This is a genomic window from Nostoc sp. UIC 10630 (genome assembly GCF_010747425.1).
In the GTDB taxonomy this organism is placed as follows: Bacteria; Cyanobacteriota; Cyanobacteriia; order Cyanobacteriales; family Nostocaceae; genus Nostoc.
In genome coordinates this window covers 1-12,101 of record NZ_JAAGOG010000214.1, presented here as the reverse complement: position 1 = coordinate 12,101, position 12,101 = coordinate 1, and the positions used below count along the sequence as shown (strand labels likewise).

Below are 12,101 nucleotides of genomic sequence, written 5' to 3'. Positions count from 1 at the left end.
AGGTAGGGGAAGCAGGGGGAGAAGAATTAATAACCCATGCCCAATGCCTCATAACTACTTAGTAAGCATTGTCCAAATACCATCCCACAACTCTGGGGGCGGATTTTGTAAATAATTACGCGCACGTTCTAGGTGGATATCAACACCTTGGTCTTTGGGTTGGATGTATTTGGCGGCTTTAAAACAAGCGATCGCTTGTGAGAAGTCGCGCGATAAATAAGCAGCGCGTCCAGTATGATAGTGAGACAAAAACTCTTGAGTGTTGGCATCTAGAGGGGTGTTGCGATCGCCAATTAACTCGTAGATATTAACTGCTTGGTGTTTCCCTTTGACTCGGATTTTATCTAACTGGCGCACCCAAATGCGATCGCTGCACATCTGATAAGTAAATTCGCTTAAAATAATATCACAACCATATTCTTTAGTTACCGCTTCCAAGCGCGAACTCAAGTTTACACTGTCTCCAATTACGGTATAGTCCATCCGTTTGCGAGAACCAATATTACCAGAAACCACTTCTCCAGAACTAATGCCAATGCCAATATGAATTTGTGGCTGTGCCTGGATAATTCGCCGTTGGTTAAATTCCTCTAAGCGTTGTCGCATATCTAACGCTGACTGCACAGCCCTCCAAGCATGATTTTCTGTCAGAGGTAGCGGCGCACCAAATACCGCCATTAACGCATCACCAATAAATTTATCGAGCGTGCCTTCGTGGTTAAAAACCGCCTCTACCATCGTTTCAAAATACTGATTGAGCAAAGATAATACTTCAGCTGCACCGATATTTTCTGTAAGTGTTGTATAGCCTCGGATATCAGAAAACAAGATGGTTACATCCTTGCGCTCACCCACCATTAAAGCATCTTCTCCCAGAGCCATGACTTGTTCGGCTACATGAGGCGTTAGGTAGCGAGACATGGTAGTTTTCATTCGTTTTTCCTGGCTGATGTCTTCCAACACCACCAAACCACCCCGAACGCCGCCTTCTGGGTTAGTTAGGGGATTGACGGTGAGATTTGTACTGCGTTCTAATGTTTGCACCTCATCAGGGCTAAAAAACTCAGATTCGGGTGTGAGGGGGAGATTCCAGGGAATGAATACATTGGGGTTAGTGCGATCGCACATTGCTAAAATTGAGTACTGAGTGCTAAACGTCCCACTACCATTAACAGCATTCTTAACTTGAGAAATTCCCACCATCAAAGTTTGCTCTGGTACATAATGTTTAGCTCCAGTTTTTAAGCTATCTTCGAGTCGCATTTGGAGATTTTCAATCGGCACAACTTCCCAAACTAAGCGACCAATCAAATTTTGTTCCCACAAAAGCTTGTTACTTTTGGTATTAGTGTTTTTTACAGGACAACCCAATAATTCCAAAGCTGCATCATTAATCGTGACAATCCGACCTGCCATATCTGTAGAAATCACCGCATCTGAAAGACTTTGCAAAATGTCTTTTTGATACTGTTTTTCTAACAATACATTTTCAAATAGACGAGCATTTTCTAAAGCAATTCCTGCCTGAATATTAAATGCCCGCATAAACTCTTCATCAGAAGCAGTAAAGCTGTTTTGTTGCTTATTAATTAATTGGGTTACGCCAATTAATTCATTTGCAGAATTAAATACTGGTAAACATAGAATATTGCGAGTCACATAACCAGTTTTTCTATCTGTACTTGGGTCAAATCGGGGGTCTTTGTAGGCATCGGAAATGTTTAAGGCTTGACCAGTAGAAGCCACATAGCCAGCAATGCCTCGGTTAGCTGGAATACGAATTTCTAGCAAGTTTGTGCCATCTGCCGCCGCCGCAACTTTTGTCCAGAGTTCGCTCATCTCTTTACGATATAAAAACAGCGTGCTGCGGTCTGCTTGCATTAAAATTCGAGCTTGTTCCATGACTATTTGCAAAGTTGCTTCTAAATCGAGACTTTGCCCCAATGTCTGAGTTGCCCTTAACAAAGCCGTTGCGCCTCGTTGATTCCGAGCCGCGACATAAAAAGATTGGCAGCTTTCCAGAATAATCCCAATAGAAGCGGCAAAGTCTCGAAAACGTTCTTCATCATCATGATTAAACGGAACATTCCCGGTTTTATTAGCCAGTTGAACTACCGCAACAATCTGGTTTTTGCTGCTGATAACAGGCATACATAAAATATTATGAATTTTGTAGCCCATTTGTTTTTCAAGTTCTGGGCTAAATAAAGGATGAGTATAAGTTTCGGATATATTTAAATATTGACCTGTACTGGCAACATGACCGGGAATACCCACAGTCATAGGAGTACGAATTTCTAAGAATTTTTGGGTATTATCTTGAGGAACTTTTGACCATAGTTGACCTTTGTCATGGTCAACTAAAAAAATGGCTGTGTGTTCTGCTTGCAGGACTTGACCTATTTTAAGTGTGATAGCTTCTAGTACCTTCTCTAACATAGTTTCTAGAGCTTCATTATTGATTAGTTCAATAGCTCTAAGAAATTGCTGGAACTCAGCAGTTATGAAGTCGAGTAGGCAAACAAATTCATTAACAGATAAATCTTTTACGCGACGCAATAAGGCGTGAGTCCGATTAACTTGAGTTAGTTCAGTTAATGTAGCCAAGACGCTGCCAGGGTTGGGGAGTGTCACGTCGCTTCGCTCCGAATTAAAAATTCAAAATTCAAAATTAATAATCCCCATAAATAAATGGGCTTGTATTATGAGTCTGTTTCGGTTGTGAGAATTTTAGATTTTAGATTTTAGGCATTGGGCATTAGTTATTCTTTCTCCCCCTGCCTCCCCTGTTCCCTTATCTCCCAACTCGCTACCTCTTATTTTGTCAACTTTTCAGCAAATATTATCTTTTGGTAGTAATCTTGTAGCTGATTGGTTGCAGCTGCCCAACCCCAACTTTCTGCTTCCTGGCGAGCATTTTGACGGATGATGTCTCGTTGTTCTTTTTGTTCTAAGAGGCGAACAGTAGCAGCGATTGCTCCTTTAACATCTTCTGTTGGCTCAAAAAGATATCCATTTACCCCGTCTGTCACAATATCAGGAATTCCCCCGGAACGGGCTGCTACCACGGGACAGCCAGCAGCCATCGCTTCTAGTAGTACTAAGCCTAGTGTTTCTGTACGCGAAGGAAATATGAAGGCATCAGCACTCGCAAAGGCAGAACCTAATTCTTGTCCCATAAGATATCCGACAAAATAAGTATTTGTGCCAGCAAAGTGTTTTTCCAGTGCTTGGCGGTGTGGGCCATCTCCAACCAATGCTAATCGCGCTTCGGGAATTGCTTCTAAAATTGGTTTGATACGCTCAATTTCTTTTTCAGCAGAAAGCCGCCCAACGTAAAGTAGCAATGGGCTTTCTGGATGATTTTGGGATAGGCGCGATCGCATCTCTAGATTAGCTAAATCGGGGTGAAATAATTCCGTATCCACCCCACGCTGCCATAAATCTACACGTTCAATCCCATGTCCTGTCAGTTCCTCCACCATTGCTGTGGAGGTACACAGATTTAAAGCTGCTTGATTATGAGCGCCTTTGAGCAGTTCCCAAAGAAAACCTTCCAGCATCCCCAAGCCGTAATGTTGAAGATATTGGGGCAAATGGGTATGGTAAGAGGCTATTAAGGGTATTTTGAGGATTTTGCTGTAGAATATGCCAGCTAAACCCAAAACGGCTGGATTCACGACATGAATCACCTCTGGCTTAAACTCTTCTAAAGCATAACCAATGGCTGGGCGGGGAAGTGCCATTTTCAATTCTGGATACAATGGCAGAGGAAAGCCAGTAATACCGTAAACTTTAGCGCCTTTGTGTTCAGTGATGCCTCCATCAGGGGCAATCACCAGCACTTGATTACCACTACGCTGTAGATGGTCAACAGTATGGCGCAGACGCGTTACAATGCCGTCAACCTTGGGTAAAAAGGTTTCAGTAAATAGGGCAATTCTCATAAAAAACTATTCAGTACAGGCAGATAATCTCAGCTTCAGAGTGCATTTTGCGATTAAACACAGAATAAACTGTCTCGTGTGATGCAATCAATTTTGCATAGTCATAATAACTGTGCTAGACAGAAAATTTAGTAAGCTATAAAACATCTAATTCGCATAATCGAATTAAACATAACTCTTGTGGGGTGGACAACATAAGTGCCCAGTTTATGCAATTTAAATATAGAACAGCTTAATAGCTGGATGATGCGCCTGATAAATAATAATTGATTGGTCGCCATATTGTGCTAAGATATGACGACCAATTTCAGACCCACGATTTACTGGGGTTTACCTAATTTCTGTGCCAAGAGACTTTGGGCATAATTTGCTTGTGATCGACTCGTTTCTGATACTTAATAGCAAAGTTTAACAGAGAATCGAGTAGAGAATCAGAGAGTAAGTGAGGCTGTAAACCTAAATCAAGCAATTTAGTGTTTTTAGCGTTGAAGTAATGTTCTTCTTTCTCAACTCTGGGATTATCTAAGTGATTGATTTCTACCTTCAATCCCATAGCGTTACCAGCATTTTTTACCATCAATGCCAAATCACCGACGCTGAATTGTTCGGTAAATTGGTTAAATACGCGGAATTCACCAGGTTGTGCAGGGTTAGCGATCGCTAATTCCACACATCGTACTGTATCCCGAATATCCAAAAACCCACGAGTTTGTCCACCTTTACCGTAGACAGTTAAGGGATGTCCAATAGCTGCTTGAATACAAAAGCGGTTTAGTGCTGTACCAAACACACCATCGTAATCCAGCCGATTAATCAATAGTTCGTCCATCCCCGTTTCTTCGGTTAAGACACCATAAACTACGCCCTGATTTAAATCAGTTGCCCGCAATCCCCAAATCCGGCAAGCAAAGTGGATATTATGACTATCATGAACTTTGCTTAAATGGTACATCGAACCAGGCTGCTTGGGATAAGGTAGGGTATCCTTGCGTCCATTGTGTTCAATGGTGATATACCCTTCTTCAATGTCGATGTTGGGTGTACCATATTCACCCATCGTTCCCAGCTTCACCAAATGACAGTCCGGGAAATCTTCCCGCATGGCGTACAACAAGTTCAACGTCCCAACTACATTATTGACCTGGGTGAGAACTGCGTGTTCTCGGTCAATCATGGAAAATGGTGCCGAACGCTGTTCACCAAAATGCACTAGGGCATTTGGCTGAAATTGATGTAAGGTTTTGCTAAGAAATTCGTAATTTGTAATATCGCCGATGAACAAGTCGATAGATTTACCTGTCAAATCTTGCCAGCGCTGGAGACGTTGTTGAATTAGTGCGATCGGAGTGAGAGTTTCGACACCTAGTTCATTATCCCAGTGCCGCCGCACCAAACTATCTAAAATTCCAACTTCATAACCTCGATTGGAAAGGTAAAGAGCAGTTGCCCAACCGCAATATCCATCACCACCAATAACCAGGACTTTCATCTTCACCAGTTTTTACTCGCTGATAGCTAAATCTACCAGGTTTCTGTACCCTCTCAATCATCATTCTGGGAGAGATGTAAATTTAGGGAGCTGTAGAAATGTTGCAACACAACGTTTCTACGCAAAATTATCGGTTATGCAAATTTTTTAATTGAACTGGATTAGGACTTACGCAAACAATAGCCGAAACCCGAATTTTCTTTTAGGGGCAATAAGTGCTGCGCCAGTTACTTGATGTCGAACCCACCCAACGCTTTGCGTCTAGATGAATTGCCCCTACCATCTGTAGTTTTGCGTAAGTCTTAATGTATTACTGTATTAATGTTTAAGCAATTTCTGTGAACATACCAGTTCGGGCAAACTCTTCCTCTTCAGGGGTGAAGAGTGGAGCCTTATCTACGAGAGCAGGCTCAAAGTAGTATGTCTCTTGCAGAAACTCTCCACGGATGACAGCTTCCTCCAAATCCGCGATGTGGTTCTGTGCAACTATACATGCTTCCTTCAGGCTATTTTCATCACCTTTTTGTAACAGCTTTGGCAATTCCGTTTTTACTCCTGTCAGCCGTGCCAATGGCTTGAGCATTCCATAAATGTTGTAAATACGAGCAGTTTCGATGCTGGTATATCTGAGGGCATTGGCTCTTGCTAGCTCTGAGTCAAGGCTGGGCCAAAAGCGGGTAGTGTAAAACGCCTTCTCATCCTTGTGATACCACTCTTCCGATCGCGCAATGGATGAAGAAACAGTGTTATGTAACTTCCAGAAGAATAAACGCAGGGAGGAACCATCGACTACGGTTGATAATTTTGCCTCCAGTGATACCTCAAAGTCTCTAAGGTTAGGATCGCGTCCCAAGACAAGGTATTCCACGGGATACATATCCACCTCCTTATTCTGCACAACGTACATATTTAGGTGGTGGCGGCAATAGGGACAGGGATACATCGTAGCAAACAGCTGGAAGAAGTCCTTGAAGATTGCTATCAGGTTTTTTTGCTGTACGTCGGTTTTGGTACACGCTATTTCAGCCGTGGTGTGGAAGAAGCGCCACACTGCTGGGCCGATGTAATAGGGGAAGCTGACACGCATTTGGGAATCCTTCACCTCAGTCCGATTTAGATAGACATCAATGAATGATACATATTGCGAGAGTGCGCCTGACTCCCGCCCAAATTCTAGGCGTTCGCGCCGTTTCTGCACTCCATTTAGGTAGTGATGTGTTAATCGCCATGCTTGTTTGAGGATCAGTTTCTCTTTTGCAGTGCAATTGAGAAAGTTTTCGGCAACATCTGCTCCGTAGCGGTTAAATTCTCCGGATTTTTTTGTCAAATTATACCACTCATCCAAAGCTGCCTCGTCAGGTATGGTATTGCTTTGGATATCTGCTGCCGTCGAGACACTAAACGCTGCTAATAACTTGGGCATGAAATCTTCATACCAATATGCTATCGGCATCATTGCACCATCCACTTCCTCAGTTGCCTGCGAGAGGATGACACGGTTCCACTTCCATAAATAGTCTCTGGGATTACCCTCAGATTTAGGTGGTGGTGGTGCCATTTCTTCATTCATTTCTATCCCTCTCAGCCGATTAAGCTCGTTAATGGCCAGCACACCTTCTACGATGTCACCCAAGCTGAGACTTTTCTTTTTGATGGTAATTGCAAACTCGACTCCGGCAGCAAACTTTTCTTTGACGTTGGCAAATTTACTCCGCGCTTCTAAAATCTTTTTCTCTTCTGCCAACATTTCGGGAGTCTTTGCCACTGTTTTCCAGTCTTTGACGCGCTCCTGTAATCGGGCATATTCATCTGCAATCGATTCTACTACTGCATCTAGTACGGGGTAGCAAGCCTCTTCCACCACACCTAATCCTTTGTAAAGCGCGATCGCCTGCTTGACAAATTCCACAAAGTCAGTAATTCTGTACGGCAGGTTTTTGACGCGTAAGTGAGTCTCATGGTTAGCAGAGAAACTTTCACGGAAACTACGGTAGGCCGCTCCTTGAATTAGCCGAAACAAACCAATCTGCATTTGTAAGCGGGAGGTGCCGCTTTTTTTCTGATTTGGTGAGTTTGGGTGTTGCACCAACTGTTCTCTTAGCTGTGCCAACTCTGGAGTCGTGTTGCTGGTTGCTTCTTGTAGAGTCGGCTGTGTGGTATTGGCAACTGGTGTATTGTTAGTGGCAACTGTCTTGAGCGAACTTTCCAGAGAAATTGGTGAGTCTTTATAGCCTGTTTTAGTCTCTGATTCTTCCGGTACTAGCTGACAAAATTCCTCAAAGTCAATTGAGCCATCGCCATCATGATCTACTTCCTGTAGCATCTCCTTCAACTCAACGTCTGTCAGCCCAAATTGACTCATTACTGTCCGCAACTCGACGGCAGTAATTTGGCCGCTATTGTCTACATCAAAGGCGCTGAAGGCTAACTTGAGGCGGCTTTCGCGATCGCCTACCTTAGCGATCATCAGCGTTTTAAACTCGTCAAAGTCAATAGTGCCTGACAAATCCACGTCAATCTCTTTGATTAAGTCACGCAGCCCCGTTTCCGTGGGATTTTGCCCTAGCGATCGCATTACCTCCCCCAGTTCGTCGGTTGAGATTGCTCCGTTGCCGTCTACATCTAATACCTTGAAGGCTTGCCACAGCTTTTCTATTTCTTGCTCATCAATCACGGTTTTATTCCAATTTCGTAGGTGTCACTAATAAATTTATTACCATGTTTTTTAACAGCTACTTCAATGCTGTCTGGTTATGTTAGGTAAATAACAAGTATTAGGAACGACTGAACTTAGTCTCAACGAAACTTGCAGTCACCTTGTAAATTGGTCAGTTGCTTATGATTACAACAAATGCAACTTTCTAGATAAAGTAACTAGGTGAGAATAAAGGAAAGTAAGTTAAGTAATGTAAAAATTAACTTTATTGTTTATTGCAAATTTGATTATATTTACGATTTTTCAAACGTAGTTTTTAATATTTATTAAACTTATCTGTTAACAGTTGCTGCTTTTAATTGAAAATATAAAGTATAACAGTATTTATTTTGATTTTTAGTTAGTAGTCTAAAGTACTTTATTATCAAGTACTACTAAAATAATCTCACTTGCTTTAACTAGTCAAACCCCTTACAGATACTATCTTTTCAGCTTCATTTACTGTAATTTGCGCTAGCCCAAACTGTTCAATTACGGCTGCATTCGTAGTCAAATGTCTACTTACTTCAGCCACCCGATACTGACTTTCTTGTGACGCTAAAGTCGCTGGCAATAATAACTGATCTGCTAAATGTTCATCCACTGCTGCGCCAGTTTGATGAAATTCAAGCAGTTGGTGACAAGCAATTTCTGCAACTGTCTCCGCCGACAACCGCAAACGCCCGAATCCACCAAAGCCAGTCAAGCTGTTCTGATACTCAGCAGTTAAAAAAATACCCGCTCCAGGTGCCACACCTTTTTCTCGCAAAGTCTGTACACGAACTTTCAAATGCGCTTCCCGTAATAAATTCTCCGCACGATTCGCCATCCGTTGCGGAATATGAGAAGGTAGTTCCGTTACTGCTGCTATTCCTCGCACTTGTTGTAACTCTCCCCTTTCCAGCAAGTTGATCCCACCGAGTTGAGTACCACCAATCACCTGCAACTCTATTTCTCCCCCACCTTGAGGAAACCACCCCCAAGCGCCTAACTTAACTTGGGCTTCTACTCCCATACGTTGCAGTATTGGCAGATAAACTTGCTCAATGTAGGTTACGGTTGGGCTAAAGTTTACATGAGTTCCACCCTTTAGTGTTACCTGAGAATTACCCGTTGCTAGTGCTAAAGGTAAAAGAATTGTCTGTAAAACTAGAGCGATCGCACCCGCAGAACCACCTTCTTGTGCTTTACTCACATCAAAGGTGTAAATTCCAGCTTGCACAGCACTACCTGGAATGAATTCCAGCAACATTGAACCCAAAGCATCACCCCGTAGTTGGGCATTACAAATTCTACCCGCAGCCCGAACGGCTGTTAAGTGTTGTGCTGCTAATCCTGGCTTTTTGCGTCCAGCGCGAATGCCTGCAATCCGTATGGGTTCACCAGTAATGGCGGCTAGACTTAAGGAAGTGCGAAGAACTTGTCCGCCTCCCTCTCCGTAGGAACCGTCAATTTCAATCATGGGCGATTTGGAGATGTTGGATTTTGGGTTATCCGAAAAGTAAACGAGTCCACATTAACGGTATCTTCTCAGAAGAAAAATACTTAAGTTATGACAGCGTTACGAGAACTATGAATCAATCGTACCCAAGTCATTTGACTTATCAACAGTAGAAACTGCGATCGGGACTATATTCGGGCAGCGAAGGCGGTAGAAAAGGCATCGTCGCTATAAATAATAAACAAGTTTAGTTAATATTTGGCGATTCAGAAAACCCTCTTCCCTCATCTGCGATCGCAACAACCAAAATTTACCCTATTTACTAGATAATCGTTGTTTGTTGTAAGCGTAGCCTGCCGAATATTTAGACAAACTTCATCATATCCTCGCACAAAGCACTTTTCATTCCCATATCACTGCAAATTAACAGGACTTCACCATTCCATCTCCATAGTTTTTTTGGATTTGTTGTAAAAAAACTTACTATGTTCAGGGCATTCACTGATATCAAGTACTATTTGTAAAGGTTAATTTTAAACAAGTTCACAAGGATTGAGTTACACCGCTTAGAACAGGTTCGGCTCAGTTGTTACATTAGTCCCCTTAAGTTAAGGGTTCAACTCACTAAAGTTTCAACCAATTTAACTTTGACCACTATAACTTTAAGTCCCCAGTTATCAGCCAGGGGTACATTTTACCATACCCATTTAGCAACCTCCTGACCTCAGACAACGGATAAAGTTTAGAGGAATTATTATGCCAATTTATGATCGTTGTATTGAATATAGCAGATAAGTAAAGCTAGCTCATAAAGAGCAGCGATCGCGGCTGCTACAGATGAAAATACAATTCAATTCGACTCCAACTCTAGCAGTTACAGAATGTCTAATAACAAGCTCAAAGAAGATAGTAAACTTCTCGATCTTTGTGCTACGTATTCACGTGCTAATCGTCCGATTCTTCTTAATAAAACACTAACGCTCAACGGTATCTACATTCCCGATTTAATCATTAACGGTTAACAGAAGAAAATTTTTCAGTTTTACAACAGCGTTTCTATAACCGACGCGATTTCCAGTTGCGATCGAACAACTGTGACTGTCCTGAAAAATCTAGATAGATTACTCATTCAAATAACTACTTAGCAACTGAATAAAGTTGCTGAAATTGTACTACCAATTCCCCCCCTACACCCATTCGGAGTAAACAGATGGCTACATATTACGTTTCTGGAACAGGCAATGATAAATCTAATGGTTTGAGCCAGGGAGATGCATTTCTCAGCCTCCAAAAAGCTGCTGACTTGGTGAAGGCAGGTGATACAGTCTACGTGATGAATGGTACTTACACCTCTCCTTACGCCAATATCCTGAGTATTGCAAATAAGCAGGGTACAGCTAATGCACCGATCACATTTAAGGCACTACCTGGGCACACACCTGTTTTAGAAGCAAACGCAAAAAATTGGCAGGCTATATCAATTACAGGCTCAACCTACATAGCAATTGAAGGCTTAACATTGGTAGGAAATCGGGACAATCTTACATTAGAAGATGCACTTAACCAAAAAGACAATTTAAATAATCCAGCAACATCTGGAAATGGTATTTATGTTACGGTCAGCAGTGACAATCCAAATCAACATTCAAGTCATATCACAATTAGTAATAACAATATTTCCAAGTTTCCAGGGTCAGGAATTGGAACAACACAAGCAGACTACATTACAATAGAAAACAATGTCGTTTCTGGAAATGCTTGGTACTCACCTTATGGTACACAAGGTATTTCCATGCTTAACCTTTGGAATTCCGATAACAACACGACAGATTACAAAGTAATTATTAAAGGTAATACTGTTTTTGATAATCAATCATTAGTTCCTTGGAAGGTAGTAGGAAAAATAACTGAAGGTCATGGAATAATGCTTGACACTTCTTATGTTGGAGATGTTGCTTACACTGGTAAAGCTTTAATCAGCAACAACTTAACTTACAACAATGGCGGGGCAGGTATTCAGATTTTAAAAGGAGAAAACCCTGTAGACATTGTGAATAATACAATTTACCAAAATTCAAAAGTACTTTCAGACGGAGAAATTTTCCTTAACTATGCTAAAAATGTTCGAGTTTATAACAATATTCTGTATGGAAGCAAGGGAGAGTCTCTCCTTGTCAGCAATAAGTCTACTAATCTAACATTCAACAATAACCTTGCTTACAACGGAGTTTTGAACGTTACAGGTTCAGGGAATATTTTAAACAAAGACCCATTATTTGTTAATCCAGCCAATGGTAACTTTAGTCTCCAACCTGGTAGTCCCGCAATCGATGCTGGTTCCAATATTTTCAATAGTATAACTAATAAAACTCCTCAAGATGGCGATGGTAATGGCACGGCAGTGATTGATATTGGTGCATACGAAGCCCCCTACAATACCATTGCTACCCCTGAAATTCAAGTTCTTAACGGCACAGTTGATATTGCAGATGGCAGCACTACTGCGATTAACTTTGGCGATGTCATTAC

The 12,101-nt window shown here is 41.9% G+C and carries 7 protein-coding genes; 2 read left to right on the top strand and 5 right to left on the bottom strand.

The features are described 5' to 3' along the window. Positions 1-54: 54 nt before the first annotated feature. The 5 genes from G1O98_RS31880 to rtcA form a co-directional block, all read right to left on the bottom strand. Complete coding sequence (locus G1O98_RS31880) at positions 55-2,634, bottom strand: adenylate/guanylate cyclase domain-containing protein (RefSeq protein WP_163936860.1); 2,580 nt, start codon at positions 2,632-2,634, stop codon at positions 55-57. Between the two features lie 182 nt (positions 2,635-2,816). Continuing rightward, a complete protein-coding gene (locus G1O98_RS31875) occupies positions 2,817-3,947 on the bottom strand; it encodes a glycosyltransferase family 1 protein (protein WP_163936856.1) in 1,131 nt (376 codons plus the stop codon). Between the two features lie 334 nt (positions 3,948-4,281). After that, the gene (locus G1O98_RS31870) at positions 4,282-5,436 is read right to left on the bottom strand and encodes an NAD-dependent epimerase/dehydratase family protein (protein ID WP_012409445.1); all 1,155 of its coding nucleotides are present in this window, start codon (positions 5,434-5,436) and stop codon (positions 4,282-4,284) included. Between the two features lie 325 nt (positions 5,437-5,761). Further along, on the bottom strand, positions 5,762-8,110 hold the full coding sequence (locus tag G1O98_RS31865; protein ID WP_163936854.1) for an EF-hand domain-containing protein: 2,349 nt from the start codon (positions 8,108-8,110) through the stop codon (positions 5,762-5,764). A gap of 436 nt (positions 8,111-8,546) precedes the next feature. Then, positions 8,547-9,593 (bottom strand): RNA 3'-terminal phosphate cyclase, encoded by a 1,047-nt coding sequence (gene rtcA, locus G1O98_RS31860; protein ID WP_163936852.1) that lies wholly within the window; start codon positions 9,591-9,593, stop codon positions 8,547-8,549. Between the two features lie 860 nt (positions 9,594-10,453). On the opposite strand from rtcA, the gene G1O98_RS31855 reads away from it, so the two are divergent. Both G1O98_RS31855 and G1O98_RS31850 read left to right on the top strand, forming a co-directional pair. Then, entirely contained in the window at positions 10,454-10,594 is a 141-nt protein-coding gene (locus G1O98_RS31855) for a hypothetical protein (RefSeq protein WP_163936820.1), read from the top strand. Positions 10,595-10,782: 188 nt separating this feature from the next. After that, the coding region (locus tag G1O98_RS31850; RefSeq protein ID WP_175586955.1) for a right-handed parallel beta-helix repeat-containing protein at positions 10,783-12,101 on the top strand (1,319 nt) is incomplete at its 3' end.

What these genes read in the sequence shown, in the direction of transcription:
- G1O98_RS31875 (WP_163936856.1), bottom strand. Translation starts at nt 3,947, where the DNA reads ATGAGAATTGCCCTATTTACTGAAACCTTTTTACCCAAGGTTGACGGC.
- rtcA (WP_163936852.1), bottom strand. Translation starts at nt 9,593, where the DNA reads ATGATTGAAATTGACGGTTCCTACGGAGAGGGAGGCGGACAAGTTCTT.
- G1O98_RS31870 (WP_012409445.1), bottom strand. Translation starts at nt 5,436, where the DNA reads ATGAAAGTCCTGGTTATTGGTGGTGATGGATATTGCGGTTGGGCAACT.
- G1O98_RS31855 (WP_163936820.1), top strand. Translation starts at nt 10,454, where the DNA reads ATGTCTAATAACAAGCTCAAAGAAGATAGTAAACTTCTCGATCTTTGT.